Annotated in this window: 12 protein-coding genes; 7 read left to right on the top strand and 5 right to left on the bottom strand. The window is 62.1% G+C overall.

From position 1 onward, the window contains the following. Window positions 1–345 precede the first annotated feature (345 nt). Both E0L37_RS18855 and E0L37_RS18860 read left to right on the top strand, forming a co-directional pair. Window positions 346–852, top strand: coding sequence for a DUF2938 domain-containing protein (locus E0L37_RS18855; RefSeq protein ID WP_133493211.1), 507 nt, complete (start codon window positions 346–348; stop codon window positions 850–852). A 102-nt stretch (window positions 853–954) separates the two neighbouring features. Continuing rightward, on the top strand, window positions 955–1,131 hold the full coding sequence (locus E0L37_RS18860) for a PLDc N-terminal domain-containing protein (RefSeq protein WP_133493212.1): 177 nt from the start codon (window positions 955–957) through the stop codon (window positions 1,129–1,131). An 11-nt stretch (window positions 1,132–1,142) separates the two neighbouring features. On the opposite strand, the gene E0L37_RS18865 is transcribed toward E0L37_RS18860, so the two are convergent. Continuing rightward, entirely contained in the window at window positions 1,143–1,634 is a 492-nt protein-coding gene (locus tag E0L37_RS18865; RefSeq protein WP_133493213.1) for a hypothetical protein, read from the bottom strand. A gap of 19 nt (window positions 1,635–1,653) precedes the next feature. Further along, window positions 1,654–3,105: a phosphatidylserine/phosphatidylglycerophosphate/cardiolipin synthase family protein gene (locus E0L37_RS18870; protein ID WP_133493214.1), complete on the bottom strand. Its 1,452-nt coding sequence runs from the start codon at window positions 3,103–3,105 to the stop codon at window positions 1,654–1,656. Window positions 3,106–3,443: 338 nt separating this feature from the next. Here E0L37_RS18870 and E0L37_RS18875 point away from each other — a divergent pair, with 338 nt between their 5' ends. Next, window positions 3,444–4,799, top strand: coding sequence for a KamA family radical SAM protein (locus E0L37_RS18875; protein WP_133493215.1), 1,356 nt, complete (start codon window positions 3,444–3,446; stop codon window positions 4,797–4,799). Between the two features lie 173 nt (window positions 4,800–4,972). Here the strand turns inward: E0L37_RS18875 and E0L37_RS18880 are convergent, their stop codons facing one another. Continuing rightward, on the bottom strand, window positions 4,973–6,370 hold the full coding sequence (locus E0L37_RS18880; RefSeq protein WP_133493216.1) for a PLP-dependent aminotransferase family protein: 1,398 nt from the start codon (window positions 6,368–6,370) through the stop codon (window positions 4,973–4,975). Window positions 6,371–6,623: 253 nt separating this feature from the next. Here E0L37_RS18880 and E0L37_RS18885 point away from each other — a divergent pair, with 253 nt between their 5' ends. The 4 genes from E0L37_RS18885 to recD are packed head-to-tail and all read left to right on the top strand — an operon-like array spanning window position 6,624 to window position 16,195. Continuing rightward, window positions 6,624–7,226 carry a LysE family translocator gene (locus E0L37_RS18885; RefSeq protein WP_133493217.1) on the top strand — a complete coding sequence of 201 codons (603 nt, stop codon included), beginning with the start codon at window positions 6,624–6,626 and terminating at the stop codon, window positions 7,224–7,226. Window positions 7,227–7,285: 59 nt separating this feature from the next. Continuing rightward, complete coding sequence (gene recC / locus E0L37_RS18890; protein ID WP_133493218.1) at window positions 7,286–10,669, top strand: exodeoxyribonuclease V subunit gamma; 3,384 nt, start codon at window positions 7,286–7,288, stop codon at window positions 10,667–10,669. After that, window positions 10,666–14,277, top strand: a complete 3,612-nt coding sequence (gene recB / locus E0L37_RS18895; RefSeq protein WP_133493219.1) for an exodeoxyribonuclease V subunit beta — start codon at window positions 10,666–10,668, stop codon at window positions 14,275–14,277. The genes recC and recB overlap by 4 nt, the downstream gene beginning before the upstream one ends. Further along, window positions 14,267–16,195 (top strand): exodeoxyribonuclease V subunit alpha, encoded by a 1,929-nt coding sequence (gene recD / locus E0L37_RS18900; protein ID WP_133493220.1) that lies wholly within the window; start codon window positions 14,267–14,269, stop codon window positions 16,193–16,195. Before recB ends, recD begins: the two co-directional genes overlap by 11 nt. A gap of 208 nt (window positions 16,196–16,403) precedes the next feature. On the opposite strand, the gene E0L37_RS18905 is transcribed toward recD, so the two are convergent. Together E0L37_RS18905 and E0L37_RS18910 are read right to left on the bottom strand one after the other, a co-directional pair. Beyond that, entirely contained in the window at window positions 16,404–17,504 is a 1,101-nt protein-coding gene (locus E0L37_RS18905) for an OmpA family protein (RefSeq protein WP_133493221.1), read from the bottom strand. Window positions 17,505–17,722: 218 nt separating this feature from the next. Continuing rightward, window positions 17,723–18,049 carry a YdbL family protein gene (locus tag E0L37_RS18910; protein ID WP_236564019.1) on the bottom strand — a complete coding sequence of 109 codons (327 nt, stop codon included), beginning with the start codon at window positions 18,047–18,049 and terminating at the stop codon, window positions 17,723–17,725. Window positions 18,050–18,051 lie beyond the last annotated feature (2 nt).

The raw sequence follows: 18,051 nt of genomic DNA on the forward strand, positions 1-18,051 counted from the left end.
AAAACCCAGGCCTTGGTCATACTCGCCCGCAAACTCGCTCGTATCGCCTTTGCCCTGATGAAGCACAAAACCCTCTATCAATCGGAGGGCCAAATCGCTTGATCTCCAACATAGAATCTCCCACAGCAGCTTCGTAGCGTGATCCATGGGCGCCAGCCTGCTGGCGAAGGGAGCGTTAGAGCTTGCAAGACACCATCGAAGCTCCCACAACGGCTTCGTGGAACCTTCCGAGGACAATGCCCGGGCAGGGAGTCCAGGGAACAGACCCTTGACATCTAATGCCTTCTTCATCAAATATTCAATAAATCAATTGAATATTATTTTCATTAAGCAGGAATCACTGCCATGACCGATATCCTTGAATTCGTCATCCGTACGCTGCTGATCGGGGTCGGGGCCACCGCGATAACAGATGGTTATGCCCTGGCTGCGCGGCGCTTTCTTGGTTTGCCGGCGCCAAACTGGAGACTGGTGGGGCGTTGGGTGGGGCATCTGCCTCGCGGTCAATGGGTCCACGACAACATCGCCACGGCCACTCCCATCAGTGGCGAAACGAGACTCGGCTGGCTTACCCACTATCTCATAGGCATTGGTTTCGCAGGGCTGCTGCTGGCACTGACGGGGTTAGCCTGGGCCAGAGAGCCATCCCTATGGCCGGCGTTACTGTTCGGAGTGTGTTCCGTGGCGGCGCCTCTGTTGATTCTGCAGCCGGGCATGGGCGCCGGCGTGGCGGCCTCGAAGACCCCCAACCCGAATCAGGCCCGTCTCCGCAGTCTGGTCAACCACACGGTATTCGGAATCGGTCTGTTTCTGGCCGCCCGGCTGGGGCTTCTGCTTTGGCCCTCTCCCTAGCCCCCGCCTGCTACCCGAGCGACGTTTTACCTTTGTTGCCTTTACCTCACACGATAGGCGATTCTAGGGTGAATAAAGACTGATAGAGGAAAGGATCCGCCCATGAAAGCACTCAGCATCATCATTCTGATCCTGGATATTTTCGCCATCGTGAAGATCCTGCAATCCGGCGCCGAGGTGCCACAAAAGGCTTTGTGGATCGCGCTGGTGGTCATCGTGCCGGTGCTTGGCCTGATTCTCTGGGCCCTGCTGGGACCGGGCTCTCCGGTGAAACAGTGACCCGGCCGTGATCAGCCTCCCAATCCCAGATTCAGCAACAGCTGATTATCCCGGCTAAGCAACCAGAACATCACGCTGGCCAGAGACACCATTTGAAACTGCATGTGTTGCCGCCGTCCCCGTATCCAGGCTTCCGGCCAGTGTTCGCGGATAGCGGCCACCTTCTCCATCAGAAACAGCAACATCACGGCGACGATCATCAGCAGCGCGGCGACCAGCGCCGGCACGAACGGCGTGGCGCTGGCCAGTAACCACAACAGCAGTACCGCCGGTGTCAGCGTCGCTTCCCCCCTTTGAACCTCCGCCCCCAGATACAATCCCGGGGGCAGCAACAGGAAAATCGCCACCAGCAGGGGCACCAGCGGTAACCAGCCGTGCGCCACCGCTGGTGCCGGCAGCCAGATTGCGGTGGCCACCGCCACCACCAGCAGGCCATGCAGGAATTGCAGACGAATCAGGGTAACCAGATGGGCGGGCAGTTCCGCATCCCGGGGCAGACGCATGGGGGTTCCTCTCAGCCTCTCAGAGATAGGGTTCCAGCATATGGGCCAGAGCATTACGCACGTTGCGCCAGGCTGCCATGGCCTGGAAGTCGGTATCGTCCATGCGCCTGGCGCCGGCGATCCGGCCGTCGATCAGGGTATTGACCTGTTCCGACAGCGGGCCATCGTAGCATTCCAGATCGAACTCGAAGTTCAGCCGCAAACTGCGCGCATCCCAGTTCCCCGAGCCAAGCTGTACCCAATGGCCGTCGACCGTCATCACTTTACTGTGATCGAACGGCGGGGCCGAAAGATACAGATGCGCGCCACCGCGCACCAGCCATTTCAGCGCGTGAATGCTGGCCCACTGCACAAGACGCAGATTGTTCTTGCGCGGCACCACCAGTTCCACCTTGACGCCTTTGAGCAAGGCCAGCTGCAACGCCGCCATCAAGGTCTGGTCCGGCACGAAATAAGGCGTGACGATGCGGATTTCCCGCTCCGCCGAGCCAATGGCGGCGAGCAGGGTCAGACGGCGTTTGTCGAAGTCCGCGTCCGGACCTGCGCTGATACCACGGGCACGCACCGTCCCCGGCGCCGGTTGCCCCTGATATTCCACCGTCAGGTTCTCGCCACAGGTGAACATCCAGTCCGCCGCGAAGGTACGCAGCAGATGCGCCACCACCGGCCCTTCCAGACGGGCATGCAAGTCGTGGGTCCGGGCCGGCTCCCGCACATAACCGGCACGCACATTCATGCCGCCGGTAAAGCCCAGGGTATGATCGACGATCATCAATTTACGGTGATTTCGCAGGTTCATGTAAGGCATGCGCCACGGCGCCACCGAGTGCAGGAACCGCTCCACCCGTACTCCTCCCTTGCGTAAACGGCGGGTCACCGAGGGCAAGGAGTACAAGGCGCCGACGCCATCCAGCAAGACTCTCACCTGCACGCCACGGGCGGCGGCCCGTGTCAGTGCCTCCACCAAGGGCTTGCCGGCCGCATCGTTGCCGAAGATATAGGTGGCCATGAAGACACTGTGCTGTGCTTCCTCCACCGCCTGTGCCATCAAATGCAGGGCCTCGCGGGCCTCATGCATGGTGATGCGATTGCCGGCGGTCAAAGGCAACCGCGTAAGGCGCCCCACCAGCCGCGACAGCACACGCAATTGCGGTGCCTGCACCGTGTCCTCGGCAACCGATTCCGTGCTCTGCAGAGTATCAATGCCGCCGCCGGTAAGCTGCCGGGCTCGGCGCTGGATACGATTGACCCCGAGCAGCAGGTACAACAAGGCGCCCAGGAACGGCACCAGCCAGACCAGGCCGGTCCAGGCCGCGGCGGCACGGGCGTCCCGTTTGTGCTGGGCCACATGGACGGTCACCCACACCGCCAACCCCACGCCCACCGGCGCGACAATCGCCAGCCAGAACGCTTCCAGCCAGGCCGAGGCCTGCTCCACCCACAGCAAAGCCGTATGTATAAAGTCGTTCACCTCATCGCCTCGCCCAGAGCCTGTTCACGATCTTTACGCCACCGCGCCGGGCAAACATAGCATATTGCCTTACTCGAGGCTTGCGGCCGTAATTTTGCTCTTTTATTTTCAATAACTTACAATCGTCATCCGTTTTTCACCCTCCGCGTCCAACAGGCGCACCGGGTCGGAATCTTCCGCCCATTTGAAGTGCCATCATCGCCCGGTCATCCGTGTCGGCGATCATCGGCGAACTCCAGGATCGGCCTCGCCGGTCACTCTGAAAGCAGAAACCTGCTGGTCCCTTGACCAGTGTACCGACCCCTTTGCGGCGTCGGCACGGCATGAGGAACACAAGCATGCAAGAAACCAACACCGTGATACCGCTGCGCGAGCATCACGACACCGACTTCGGCGAACCCCGTCGCTTCAAGGTGTATACCGCCCGCCAGTTGGACAAGATCGAGCCGCTCCAGCGGTTGGACGAGGAAGCCCGTTTCGCCATGGACGTGGTCGCCAGCGTCCTGCCCTTTCGGGTCAATGAGTATGTCATCGAGGAACTGATCGATTGGGACAAAGTGCCCGACGACCCGATCTATCAGCTCACCTTCCCGCAGAAGGGCATGCTCGCGCCGGAACACTTTGACCGGGTGGCGGCAGCCATGCGAGGCGGCGACAAGGACACCCTGGACCAGGCCATCGCCGAAGTCCGCGAGGCGCTCAATCCGCACCCCGCCGGGCAGATGGAACATAACATCCCGGAAGTGGACGGCGAACGCATCAACGGTCTGCAGCACAAGTACGATGAAACCGTGCTGTTCTTCCCCAGCCAGGGCCAGGTGTGCCACAGCTATTGCACGTTCTGCTTCCGCTGGGCTCAGTTCATCGGCGACAACGATCTGAAGATCGCCGCCAAGGAAGCCGGGCAACTGAAGAAGTACATCCAGGCGCACCCGGAAATCACCGATGTGCTGATCACCGGCGGCGATCCGCTGGTGATGAAGACCAAGAACCTGCGCGCCCACATCGAACCGCTGCTGGAACTGGAGCAACTGCGCACCATCCGCATCGGTTCCAAGGCGTTGACGTTCTGGCCATACCGGTTTGTCTCCGACAACGACGCCGCCGACCTGCTGGACCTGTTCCGCGAAGTGACAGCTTCCGGTAAGCATCTGGCCTTGATGGCGCACTATAACCACTGGAAGGAACTGGAGCCGCCCATCGCCCGGGAGGCGATCCGCCGGGTTCGTGCCACCGGTGCCCAGATCCGGGCCCAGGGTCCGCTGCTGGCGCACATCAATGACGATGCCGATGACTGGGCGCGCCTGTGGCAAACCCAGGTGGAACTGGGCGTGGTGCCCTATTACATGTTCGTGGAACGGGACACCGGCGCCCGTCATTACTTCGAGGTGCCGCTGGCCAAGGCCTGGCAAATTTACCGGGGCGCCATGAAACAGGTGTCCGGCCTGGCCCGCACCGCCCGCGGACCGAGCATGTCCAGCCACCCGGGCAAGGTGGAGATTCAGGGAGTAACGGAAATTCACGGCGAGAAAGTGTTCGTGCTACGTTTCATCCAGGGCCGCAATCCGGATTGGGTGCAACGGCCGTTCTTCGCCAAATACAACAACGAGGCCACCTGGCTGAACCATCTGGAACCGGCCTTCGGCGAAGAGAAATTCTTCTTCGAGGACGAACTGGCGGCGATGGAGAGCTGAGCTTCTCAAACATCTCGGTCCGGGGACCGATGAGTCCCACGAATTTGGCAGTCCCCAGCGCTTGAACGCCTATGCACTGGCAAGCCAGCTTCCCACGGAAGGGCCACGAAGCCGCTGTGGGAAGCCTGCTTGCTCGCGAATCGGCGTGCGGACATGCTGGCGTGACTTGTCTGTCACAACAACGCCGCCAGCCGCGCCAGGCCCTTCTCCACCCGATTGTCCCAACGCACCGCGCAATTCAACCGCAGGCAGGATGAGAACTTGTTGCCAGTGGAAAACAACGCCCCCGGCGCGAAGCTCACCCCCTCCCGCAAGGCCTGTTCCGCCAATTCAGTGGTATCGGTCTGCCCCGGCAGTTCCACCCACAGCACGAAACCGCCCGCCGGGCGGCTGATCCGGGTCCCCTCCGGAAATAGCTGTTCCACCCTCGACGTCATGCGCGCCACCGCCTTGGCGTGCTCACCACGCAATTGCCGCAGGAAGCGGTCGTAATGGCCGCGCTCCAGATAGCGCGCCATCGCCAACTGCGAGGCCGTCGCCACCGACACCGTATTAATGAACTGCAAATACTCGGCACGCCTTTGCTGATCGCCGGGCACCAACCAGCCCACCCTCAATCCCGCGGACAATGTCTTCGAGGATGACGCGCAGTAATACACCAGCCCGTCCCGATCCCAGCTTTTCACCGGCCGCGGACGCGGCCCGGACAAGGGCAAATCACCGTAGATATCGTCTTCCACCAGAGGCACCCGATATTGGCGCAATAATGACAGCAACGCCTGCTTGTCCTGATCGGCAAGACACGACCCCAATGGGTTGGCGAAATTGGTGACCAGCACACAGGCCTTCACCGGCCAGCGCTCCAGCGCCTGTGACAACGCCTCCAGGGAAATCCCCCGCCGCGGGTCGGCGGGGATCTCCAGCGCTTTCAGCCCCAGTGACTCCAATACCTGCAACAACCCGTAATAGGTGGGTGATTCCACCACCACGGTATCGCCGGGCTTGGTCAGCAGTTTCAACGCAATGGTCACCGCCTCCTGGCAACTGTTGGTAATCAGCACCTGATCCGGCGACACCGGACATTGCAACGCCACCAGACGACGGGCAATGGCCTGACGCAATTCCAGAGCGCCCGGAGGAAATTCATAGCCGACACAGCGGCGCCGCTGCTCCCGCAGCACCGAATGGAAGGCTCGCTCGATCGCCGCCACCGGCATGAAATCCGGGTCCGGAACCGCCGCCCCGAAATTCACTAGCGACGGATCATTGACCGCCTGGATCAGCTCCAACACCCGATCTTGACCACTCACCGCCCTCGGTCCCGCGCTGGCACGGCGCATACGCGGCGCATCGAAACGCGCCGGGGGTCGCGACACGTAGTAACCGGATCGGGGACGCGCTTCCAGCACACCGCGTTGTTCCAGTTCACGACAAGCGCTCACCGCCGTGGCCACGCTGACATTGTGCTGGTGGCTCAGTCTTCGCACTCCCGGAAGGCGCTGCCCGACATCGTAGACGCGCTTCTCAATCAGCGTCTGCAACTGGTCGGCCAGTTGGTGATAGAGGGTCATGACAGCAGTCTCCAATTCAGGCGGCGTGCTCCACCAGGGAGCCTCCGAAAAACGCTCCGCCGTCCATGGCAGCCCCCCTGCGGGCCGTCGCCACCACGACGTCAAAAATCGTTCCTGACGATTTTTTTGGGCTCCCTGGCACAGATGGCCCAGCCCGAAACTGTACCGGTTCAAATTGTCATTTTTATATCTGTATCCCTGCCTGACGCAAGCTTAATCTGACCTTTCTTGGCACCTGCTTTAAAGAGGTCACATGGGATATTGGGAAACACTGCTGCCTTTGGCCGGATTCGTGACGGTGATGACCGGCACCCCCGGCCCCAACAACCTGATGCTGATGGCTTCCGGCGCCAACGCCGGATTCCGCCGCTCGCTGCCACACATCATGGGCATCCTGGTGGGCTGCCAGATTCTGCTGTTCTGTGTGGCGCTGGGACTCGGGCAGCTACTGAGCCGCTTTCCGCAACTGTCTCTGACGTTGCGTATTCTCGGCGTGCTCTTTTTGCTCTATCTGGCCTGGCAACTGGTACGGCACCGCCATACGCCACTGCGCGGCGATCACCGTGGCGCGCCCCTGACGTTCTGGCAGGCCGCGTTGTTCCAATGGGTCAACCCCAAGGCCTGGATGATGATGGTTACCGCCGTGGCCACCTATACCGATCCGGTGCATTTCTCCGCCAGCCTGGCTCTGGTGGCCTTGTGCTTCTTCTTTCTCGGCCTGCCACTGATTTCCCTGTGGAATCTCGGCGGCGTGGCCTTGCAGGGTTGGCTGCAGCACGGACGACGGCTGGGCCACTTCAATCTGGCCATGGCGGCCCTGTTGTTATTGTCGCTTTACCCCACGTTCATGCCGTGATGCCAGGGCCGCGCTGACGTACACTGACGTGATCGTCGAATCAGTCCTGGGAACCTGGCATGCAAAACGGCCTGATGGTGCTGCACAGCAACCGTCTGGAGACACTTACCGACCTGCTTATAGAGTGGCTGGAGCGCTATCCGCTAATGCCGCTGGAAACGGAAACGGTGCTGGTGCAATCCAACGGCATGGCGCAATGGCTCAAGCTCAAGCTGGCCGGGCCCGATGCCCTGGGAATCGCCGCCGGCACCCGTTTCCAAATGCCCGCCCGCTTTCTTTGGAATGCCTACCGTACCGTGCTCGGCGAAGAGCGGGTGCCGCGCACTTCACCGTTCGACAAGTCACGGCTGCTGTGGCGGCTCTATCGGCTGCTGCCGATGCTGCTGGACGATGATCGCTTCGGCCCCCTGCGCCATTTTCTCGCCGACGACGCCGACGGCCGAAAACGCCACCAATTGGCGGAACGGCTGGCCGATCTGTACGACGCCTATCAAGTCTACCGGGCGGACTGGCTGGAGGACTGGGAGCAGGGCCAGGACCGGCTGCGACGTTCCGATGAGCGTGCCCAGTTTGATGATTTTCCGGAAAGCCAGCGCTGGCAGGCGCATCTGTGGCGAGCCGTACTGGCGGACATGGACGAGACACAAACCGCTCTCAGCCGCAGCGCCATTCATAGCGCCTTCGTCTCCGCTCTGCGCAACGGTGAATGTCCGCCGGGGTTGCCGCGCCGGCTGGTGATTTTTGGTATCAGCGCCCTGCCGCAGCAAGGATTGGAGGCACTGGCCGCCCTCAGCAACCATTGTCAGATCCTGATGCTGGTACAGAATCCCTGCCGCCATTACTGGGCGGACATCGTCGAGGACCGGCATCTGCTGCGCCGGCAATTGGATCATCGCAAACGGCACCTGAGCGCTCTGCCGGAAAATCGCATCAATCCTTTGCTTGCCGCCTGGGGCAAGCAGGGCCGGGACTTTATCGGCTTGCTGTACGATCACGACGACCCGGACAGCTACCGCGCCGCCTTCCACAATCAAATCGATTTGTTCGAAGACAGCGAACCGGAGACGCTGCTGCAACAGTTGCAGCATGACATTCTCGAACTGGAACCGTTGCCTGAACGCGAGCTGCGCCCGGCCCTGCGCCCGGATCACTCACTGCAATTCCGCATCGCCCACAGTGCTCAACGGGAAGTGGAGATTCTTCAGGACGCGCTGCTGGAGCGGTTTGCCGACGACCCGGACTTGAAGCCGCGCGATGTCATCGTCATGGTGCCGGACATCGAGGCCTACGCCCCGCACATCGATGCCGTGTTCGGCCGTCTGGACACCAGCGACCCCCGCTACCTGCCCTACACGCTCAGCGACCGCAGTGCCGGCGCCGCCTCACCTCTGGCCCAGGCGGTGGAGACGGTGCTGCATCTGCCGCAATGGCGCTTCACCGCCTCCGATATTCTCGATCTGCTCGATGTGCCGGCGGTACGCCGTCGCTTCGGCATTGAAGAAAGCGCTCTGCCGCAGTTGACGCAATGGATCGAGCAGGCCCGCATCCGCTGGGGACTGGACGCGGAGCAGCGGCGCAGCCTGGATGTTCCCGGTTTCGAACAGAACAGCTGGGCGTTTGGTCTGAAACGGATGCTGGCTGGTTATTTGCTCGGTGACGCCCCGGCCTGGCGTGGCATCGAGCCCCTGGACGAAGTCGCCGGCCTGGGCGCGGAACTGGCCGGGCGGCTGGCACGCCTGCTGGACACCTTGCAACAACATTGGCGGGCAGTGCGCGAACCCACCGATGTTCAGCAATGGCAAGCCCGTTTCAGTGCCCTGCTGGACGATCTGTTCGAGCCGGACAGCGCCGAGGATCAGGCCCTGGACGCCGGACTGCGGGACGCTCTCAGCGATTGGCGGGCGGCCTGTGAGGAGGCCGACTTCGCCGGCGCCCTGCCGCTGACCGTGGCGCGCCGGCCGCTGCTGGATGCGCTTAACGCCGAGAGTCTGTCACAGCGCTTCATGGCCGGGCGCATCAATTTCTGTACGCTGATGCCGATGCGGGCCATTCCCTTCCGGCACGTCTGCCTGCTGGGCATGAAGGACGGCGACTATCCCCGCCAGCAACAACCAATGGACTTCGACCTGATGCGGCAATGGGGCCGCTACCGCCCCGGCGACCGCTCACGCCGCGACGATGACCGCTATCTGTTTCTGGAGGCCCTGCTCAGTGCCCGCGACGGCCTGTACATCAGTTGGACCGGCCGTAATGTCCGTGACAACAGCGAGCGGCCGCCTTCCGTGCTGGTGGCGCAACTGCGCGACTATCTCAATCAGCGCTGGCACAGCGTCGACGATGATGTGGCCGGCGTCCTGACCGTGCAGCATCCGCTGCAACCTTTCAGTCGCCGTTACTTTGATGCCGATGACAACCTGACCACCTACGCCGACGAATGGCGCCCGCTGCACGCCGACGAAGAAACCACGTGGGAAAACAATCCCTTGCCGCTGCCCCCGCTGGAGAACAACGAACCGATCAGTTGCGCGGCGCTCGGGCGTTTTCTCAAGCAGCCGGTGGCGCATTTTTTCGAACAAAGATTGAAAGCCTTGCTCCGGCAGGACAGTCATAGTCTCGACGATACCGAACCATTCAGTATGCACGGGCTGGAGCGCTGGCAGTTGCAGGACCAGTTGTTGAACGAAGCGCTGCGCGCCGGGCCGGATCTGGCCGGCGAGGCCATGCGCTCCACTCTGGAACGCCTGGCCGGCAGCGGCGCCTTGCCGTTGGCGCCCTTCACCGAGGGCAGCCGCGCCACCCTGCTGATGCCGTTACAACGCCCTCTGCAGCAGTACTTTCGGCTACTGGCACAAAGCGGTGCCCTGCGCCCGCAGCAGGAAATTCAGCTCGACGCCGGTGGCCTGCCACTGGAGGACTGGCTGGTGGACCTGCGCGGCGAGTCCGGTCAGCCGCAGCGTCTGGTACTGAAAACCAGTCGCCTGGAAGGCGCCCTGGAAAAACTCACCACTGACTGGGTGATCCACCTTGCCGCCTGCGCTGGCGGCCATGCCCTGACCACACGGATTCAAGGGCAGGACGGCCTCTACAGCCTCGCGCCTGTTGACCCGGCCACCGCGCAGGAGCAGCTCAACGCCATTGGCCGGGCCTGGCAACAGGCGCTGTGCGAACCGCTCCCCATTGCCTGCGCCACCGCCTTCGCCTGGCTGGCCGGCGAGGAAAAAGACAGAGCCGAGGCCGAGGCCCGCAAGGTCTTCGAGCCCGGTTTCAACAGCGAAGGCGAGCAGTTCCGGGAGCCCGCCATCGCCCGCGCCTGGCCGGATTTTGACACCCTGATGGCGGTCCGGCATGACGATCAACCGGCCTTTTGCTACTGGACCGGGCAGCTCTATGCGCCGCTTTATCAGCAAGCTCAATGGACCGAACAGGGAGGGCCAATTGCATGAGCCCGCCACGCCCTCTGCCGTTGACGTTCCCTTTGCACGGCACCCGACTGATCGAAGCCAGCGCCGGCACCGGTAAGACCTTCACCCTGGCGGCCCTGTATCTGCGACTGGTGCTGGGACACGGCGACCAGGCCGCGTTCCGCGAGCCCTTGCTGCCACCGGAAATCCTGGTAGTGACCTTCACCGAAGCCGCCACCGAGGAATTGCGGGAGCGCATCCGCGATCGGTTGGCGGAAGCGGCACGGGTATTCGCCGATCCCCAGGCCCATAAGCCCGATGTCATTCTGCAGGGTTTGCTGGACGACTACGCCGACGACGAGCAGCGCCACCATTGCGCGCAACGGCTGAACGCCGCCGCCCAGTGGATGGATGAAGCCGCCATCTACACCATTCACGGTTTCTGCAATCGCATGCTCAAACAGCACGCGTTCGATTCCGGCAGTCTGTTCAGCCTGGAACTGCAGGAGGACGCCAGCGACGAACAGCAGCTCGCCGCCTGCGACTACTGGCGCAATGTCATTGCTCGCTTTCCGGTAAGCGCCGCCAACGTGCTGCAGGCCAACAAGCTGGGCCACCCGGAAGCTCTGCTGGCGCAATGCCGGCCGCTGCTGGGGCTCAGTGGCACCGACCCGGACACTCTGCCAGACAGCGTGCAACGCTGGCTCGATGATACCGGCCCGCAAGCGGAGCTGGAGCAGCACGCCCGCGAAACCCTTGGCATGGAGCTGCCGGCGCTGGTCGAATGGGTGCACAACGCCCGCGACAACAAATGGCTCAATGGCAACAGTTACCGCGCCAACAGCCTGCCGGGCATGCTGCTGCTTCTGGAACGCTACGCCGCCGGTGAAGTGCTGAACGACAAGAACTACGACACTCTGGCACGCTTCTCCACAACGGGCATGAAGCTGACAAAAAAAGGCGAGGAACATCGTCCCGGCTTCGCCTTCTGTGATCAATTGGATCAAGTATTGGCGCAACGGGAACAGGCAGCGCTGCCGCGCACCGACCTGCTTGCCCACGCCGCCGCCTGGATCGGCAAACGGGTGGAGCGGATGCGCCGGCAAACCGCCACCATGGGCTTTGACGATATGCTGAGCCGCCTCCATGGCGCCCTGCATGGCGACAACGGGGCCCGGCTGGCCCAAGTGATTCGCGATCAGTTCCCGGTGGCGCTGATCGACGAATTCCAGGACACCGACCCCACCCAGTACGGCATTTTTTCAGCGTTGTATCAGCATCGGGATGACACCGGCTGGTTCATGATCGGCGATCCCAAGCAGGCGATCTACGCCTTCCGCGGCGCCGACGTGTTCACCTACCTGCAGGCCCGTCGCGCCACCGAGGGCCATCACTATACCCTGGGCCGGAACTTCCGTTCAGCGACGCCGATGGTGGCGGCGGTGAATCGCTTGTTCGAATACAGCCAGGACGCCCACGGCGATGTCTTCATGATGGACAACGCCATTCCCTTCGAGGCGGTGGAGGCCCAGGGACGCAAGGATACGCTGCTGGTGGACGGCGAAACGAAATCCGGCGTCACGCTCTGGGTGGAAGACAGTGACAAAGCCATCTCCTCCGGTGTGTATCGGGAAAATCAGGCGGCCCGTTGCGCTACCGAGATCGCCCACTTGCTCAACGGCGCCGAACAGGGCGTCACCGGTTTCCGCCAGGACCAGCGCTTCACGCCCTTGCGCCCCCGTGATGTTGCCGTGCTGGTGCGCGATCGTACCGAGGCCAGAGCCATCCGCGACGCCCTGCTCGCCCGGGGCGTGCGCAGCGTTTACCTGTCCGACCAGGACTCCGTGTTCGCGCAACCGGAAGCCCAGGATCTTTTGTTGATTCTGCGCGCCTGCGCCAGCCCGGAATCCGATGTGCGCGTGCGCAGCGCCCTGGCCTCCGGCACCCTGTCATTGCCCTACCAGGAACTGGACCGTATCAATCGGGATGAGGTGCGCTGGGAAGCCATGGTCAATCGCTTCCACGGCTATCGCGAACAATGGCGGCAACAGGGTGTGTTGCCAATGTTCCGGGGACTGCTTATGGACTTCTCGGTGCCGGCACGGTTGCAGCGCAGTCTCGACGGGGAGCGCGCCTTTACCAATCTGTTGCACCTTGCCGAGCTGCTGCAACAGGCCGCCACCCAGTTGGACGGCGAGCAAGCCTTGATCCGCTATCTGGAGGACACCGTCAACGATCAGCGCGGCAGCAACAACGACAGCATTCTGCGCCTGGAAAGCGACGATGACCGGGTCAAGGTGATCACCATTCATAAGTCCAAGGGCCTGGAATACCCGGTGGTCTATCTGCCCTTCATTTGCAGTTTCCGCGCGGCGGAAAAGAGCAAGCCGCCCCTGCGTTATCACCGTAAGGGGCAGGACAACGCCCATCTCGTCGTCTCACTGGAACCGGACGACGACATCGAACGTCTCGCCGATCACGAGCGTCTGGCCGAGGACATGCGTTTGCTCTACGTGGCGCTGACCCGGGCCTGCCACTCCTGTACTCTGGGTCTGGCGCCCTACGCCAAAGGCCGGGCCCAGCAAAACCAGTTGCCGCGCAGCGCCATTGGCCGGCTGTTGTTCGGCCCCCAGGGCGTGGCCAACGACCGGCTGCTGGCCGAACTGGGGCCTTTGAGCAACGACGCCATCACGGTCATACCCGCGCCGCCAGGCAATGACGAGATCTATCAGCCGGCCAATACGACGTCCCGCCTGCGCCCGCGGACGGCCTTTCCCGAACGTCCGCGCACGCCCTGGTGGATCGCCAGCTACAGTGCCCTGCGGCAAGTGGAGGAACCGCTCGCTCCCGCCGACGCCCGCGCCGATCAATTGGCGGAAGCCGAACCGGAAGTCACCGTGGACACCGTCACCACCGGGGTGCACGCGTTTCCCCGCGGTGCCCTGCCCGGCACGCTGCTGCATGATTTACTGGAGCACGCCGCCAATCAGGGTTTTCAAGCCTGTCTGGACGCCCCGGAAGAAATGGACACAAGAGTCAGCCAGCAACTGGAAGCCCGCCACTGGCAGGAACACGACGCCATTCTGAAGCAGTGGTGGCGACGGACACTGACCACCGCCTTGCCGCTCCAACAGGATCGAATACGCTTGGCGGACCTGGACCGGCCCGTGGCGGAAATGGAATTTCTGTTCCCCGCCGAACAGGTGCCAGTGACACGGCTGGATGCGCTGATCCGCGAACATCTCTATCCCGGACGGCCACGGCCGCGTCTGGAAGCCGATACCCTGAACGGCATGCTCAAAGGTTTCATGGATCTGGTGTTCGAGCACCAGGGCCGCTATTACGTGCTGGACTATAAATCCAACTGGCTCGGCCCGGACGACGACGCCTATGGCGGCGACGCTTTGATCGAGGCGTTGCTGGAGCATCGTTACGAAGTGCAGTACGCACTGTATCTGCTGGCACTGCACCGTTTACTGCACAGCCGTCTCGGTGACGACTATCATCCGGACACCCATCTGGGGGGCGCCGTTTACGTCTTTCTACGCGGTCTCGGCGCGCCCTCCGCCGGCACCGTGTTCAGCGCCGCGCCAACCGCTCTGGTGGAGGCTCTGGACCGGCTGTTCCAAGGAGACGCTCATGCGCAATGATGGACAAGGTGATCTGTTCGCCGCCGTCGACTGGCAAAGCGCCCTGGAACAGTTGCGCGATCAGGGTCAACTGCGTGATCTGGACGTGGCCGTGGCCCGCTTTCTCTATCAGCAGGCTCCCACCACCGATCCAGCGGTATTGACGATCGCCGCGCTCACCAGCGCGCAGCTGGCGGCGGGGCACCTGTGTCTGGACCTGGACGAGCCGGAGTTGAGCCAGCGGCTATGGCCGGCGGGCATGCCGGACAGTCTGGCGCCCTTACTGCCGCCGGACCCGCAACAATGGCATGCACTGCTGCAGGCCAGTGAGCTGGTCGGCGAAGGCTCCGGTCAGCCCTTGGTGCTGGACGGCTCCCGTCTCTACCTGCATCGCAACTGGATCCAGGAGGTCAAGGTCGCTGACTCGTTGCTGGCAAGACTGCGGCAGGAAACCGCCACCACTGCGGGGACCACTCTGGCAAAGCTGTTCACTAACGGCGATGACGAGGTGGACTGGCAGCAGGTGGCCTGCGCTCTGGCCACCCGTGCCCGCTTGACCGTGATTACCGGCGGACCCGGCACCGGCAAGACCACCACCGTGGTGCGTCTGCTGGGGTTGCTGCAAAGCCTGGCATTGGAACAGGGCCGCGCGCTGCGTATTCGTCTGGCCGCCCCCACCGGCAAGGCCGCCACCCGGCTGACCCAGTCCATTGGTGATCAGGTGGCGCGGCTGCCACTGGCGGAAGCCGTGCGCGCGGCCATTCCCACCGAGGTCAGTACCCTGCACCGACTGCTCGGCACCCGTCCTGACAGCCGTCGCTTTCGCCATCACCGCCACAATCCGCTGCACGCGGATCTGGTGGTGGTGGACGAAGCCAGCATGATCGACATGGAAATGATGGCCAACCTGCTCGACGCGTTGGATCCCCATACCCGGCTGGTGCTGCTTGGCGACAAGGACCAATTGGCCAGCGTGGAGGCCGGCGCGGTTCTCGGCGACCTTTGCCGTGATGCCGATCAGGGCGGCTACGACGACGCCACGGTGGATTTCATTCAACAAAACTGCGGCATCGACCTGACCGCCTGGCGCGACGGTGGTGGCCCATTGGCACAGCAGACCGCCATGCTTAGGCGCAACTGGCGCTTCCGTGACAGTCCCGGCATCGGCGCACTGGCCCAGGCGGTGAATCAAGGTGATAACCGGAGTGTCGCCAGAGCCTTTCAACACCACGCGGATCAACTGCAACGGCTGGACCTGCGCCGTGATCCTCACTATCTGCACCGTTTCCTGATCGACGGCACCGAGGCTCATCCAGGCTTGGAAGCGCTGCTGCTGGAAGCTGCCAATACGCCGGACCGTGACGATCTGGACCCTTGGGCCACCCAGTTGCTCGCCCGGCTGACCGAGCGGCAGCTTCTGAGCGGTCTGCGCGGCGGACCTTTTGGTGTCACGGAACTGAATCAGCAATTGACCCGGCAACTGCACCGGCAAGGTCTCGCGGACGAGCACGAATGGTATCCGGGGCGGCCGGTGATGCTGACCCACAACGATTATCAGCTTGGTCTGATGAACGGTGATGTTGGCCTGACCCTGGCCCACCCGGACGGGCTGAGAGTAGCGTTCCCGTTGCCTGATGGCCGCATCAAGTGGGTATTGCCGAGCCGGCTGGGCGGCGTGGAAACGGTCTACGCGATGACCGTGCACAAATCCCAGGGCTCGGAATTCCGCCATACCCTGCTGATCCTGCCGGACCGACCGCATCCTCTGCTGACCCGGGAATTGGTCTACACCGCGGTGACCCGGGCGCGGCAAACCTTCACCCTGCTCGAATGTGGTTCAGGCACAGTGCTGAACCAGGCCGTCAGCCGGCGCACCTGGCGCGCTTCTGGACTGTGGCAGCGACTGAACAGGGAGCATGGAGGCCTTCCGGGGCTCTAACAACAGGGGCTACGAAGCCGCTGTGGGAGCTTGCTTGCAAGCGAATCTTGGGGCCCGGAAGCCCATTCGCTTGCAGGCAAGCTCCCACAGCGGCCTCAGAATTTATGTCTCCAAGGCCAGAAGAACACCTGCGCTTGCCGGTTCCCTCTCATCCGCGATGAACAAAAAAAGGGCGGCTTACGCCGGACATCCCTGTCCGTTCAGACTCTTACTCCTTGAACTGCGGTTCGGACTGCTCGGTGTCGACGAAGATCTCCGCGCGGCGGTTCTTCGCCCGGCCTTCGCGGGTGTCGTTGGACTCCGCTGGACGGGTTTCACCGAAACCCTTGGTGGTGATCTTGGAAGAATCCACCTGGAAGTCCCGGATCAAACGATCTTTCACCGCCTGGGCACGACGCTCGGACAGGCCCTGGTTATAGTTTTCCGGACCGGTGCTGTCGGCGTGGCCTTCCACGCGGATGGAACCGCTTTCGCCTTTGTTCAGGTTATCCGCGGCCTGGCGCACTTCGTCATTGAACTGGGCGCCGATGTCCGCTTTATCAAAGCCGAAGTAGATCACGTTCATGCTTTGATCACTGACCATGCCGTACTTCTGGCAACCACGCTCATCCACCACGGCACCGGCCGGGGTATCCGGACAGGCATCACGATCATCCGGCACACCGTCGCCATCCTGGTCGCCAATCACCGGTTCCGGCTCCGGTTCCGGTGCTGCGTGAGCAGTGCTCACACCGAACAGAACGTTCACCGCGGCGTAGACCTGGCCGGTCCAGAAATCCCGATCCGCCGCGTAGGCCTGACGGGTCCCCAGATCCAGCAGGATACGATCGACAAAGGCGCGTTGGATACCGACTTCCACACCAGTCATGAAGGCATGTTGCTTGTCGCCTTTATCGCCGGTGGCGTTATCGTTAAGGCTTTCCAATACCAAGTCGCCCATGTTGAAACCGGCATAGGGTTCAAAACCCAGGAAGCTGGTGCCGTTCATGTGGTAACGCAGGCTGGCGAAATAGCTTTGCACATCCCAGCGGGCGCCGGAATCGTAATCGCTTTCCACATCACCATCGGATTCCTCGTACCAGGCCTGGATGGACCAGTTGGGATTGAAGCGCCAGCCAAGCTGACCACCATAGAACCAGTTGTCTTCGCCGCCATCGACATCTTCACCGAAGGCTTCGTTGTCGTAAAAGAAATAATGGCTGGCGTTGGCGCCGATGTAACCGTATGTATCCGGCACGTTCTCGGCGAATGCAGGGGCGGCAATCATCATCGGTGAGACGAACGCCGCTGCGAGCAATTTTTCTTTCATGGCAAGCTCCTATCGGTACAAATCGATTCGATCCACAATGGGACCAATGTAGAGCCGCCAGCGTCTTCTGAGGATAGATAAACGTAAATATTGTGGAATAGGGGAACTTTTTTTACCTCATCTAACATTCCCTAAGCGTTCGGTTTTAAATGACCTTCCGTGGAGAAGGTCATTTTTTACCAGCAAAAAAATGAAAGCTCATCCGAATGACCTAGGAATTATTTTTTTATCCACTGTCCGTCCGGCGTTTTGATGTATTCCCCTCCAGAGGTTTTCTCGATCGCCTTCTGACCGGCCAGATTCGCCACCTGCTCCAGGGTGATACCGTTCTGGCGCGCAATGCGTTCGTAGGCCTGTCGCCGTTTTTCGTTGACCTCCGAGGCCAGTTGAACCGCTTCCGGTGTTGCCTTCACCACGCCCAGATAGCCATTGGGCTGCTCACCCACCAGCCCCTGGGTTTTGGCCTGGTCCAGTTCCAGCGCAAAGGCGCTCCCCGCCATTGTCAGCGCCGCCACCATAAGCGCGATTTTGATTATCTTCATCATTC

Origin of the sequence: Alcanivorax sp. 24 (genome assembly GCF_004360225.1) — a bacterium.
Taxonomy (GTDB): Bacteria; Pseudomonadota; Gammaproteobacteria; order Pseudomonadales; family Alcanivoracaceae; genus Alloalcanivorax; species Alloalcanivorax xiamenensis.

Coding starts and splice junctions, on each gene's coding strand:
- E0L37_RS18855 (WP_133493211.1), top strand. CDS start 346: ATGACCGATATCCTTGAATTCGTCATCCGTACGCTGCTGATCGGGGTC.
- E0L37_RS18880 (WP_133493216.1), bottom strand. CDS start 6,370: ATGACCCTCTATCACCAACTGGCCGACCAGTTGCAGACGCTGATTGAG.
- E0L37_RS18885 (WP_133493217.1), top strand. CDS start 6,624: ATGGGATATTGGGAAACACTGCTGCCTTTGGCCGGATTCGTGACGGTG.
- E0L37_RS18860 (WP_133493212.1), top strand. CDS start 955: ATGAAAGCACTCAGCATCATCATTCTGATCCTGGATATTTTCGCCATC.
- recD (WP_133493220.1), top strand. CDS start 14,267: ATGCGCAATGATGGACAAGGTGATCTGTTCGCCGCCGTCGACTGGCAA.
- E0L37_RS18865 (WP_133493213.1), bottom strand. CDS start 1,634: ATGCGTCTGCCCCGGGATGCGGAACTGCCCGCCCATCTGGTTACCCTG.
- E0L37_RS18875 (WP_133493215.1), top strand. CDS start 3,444: ATGCAAGAAACCAACACCGTGATACCGCTGCGCGAGCATCACGACACC.
- E0L37_RS18910 (WP_236564019.1), bottom strand. CDS start 18,049: ATGATGAAGATAATCAAAATCGCGCTTATGGTGGCGGCGCTGACAATG.
- E0L37_RS18905 (WP_133493221.1), bottom strand. CDS start 17,504: ATGAAAGAAAAATTGCTCGCAGCGGCGTTCGTCTCACCGATGATGATT.
- recB (WP_133493219.1), top strand. CDS start 10,666: ATGAGCCCGCCACGCCCTCTGCCGTTGACGTTCCCTTTGCACGGCACC.
- recC (WP_133493218.1), top strand. CDS start 7,286: ATGCAAAACGGCCTGATGGTGCTGCACAGCAACCGTCTGGAGACACTT.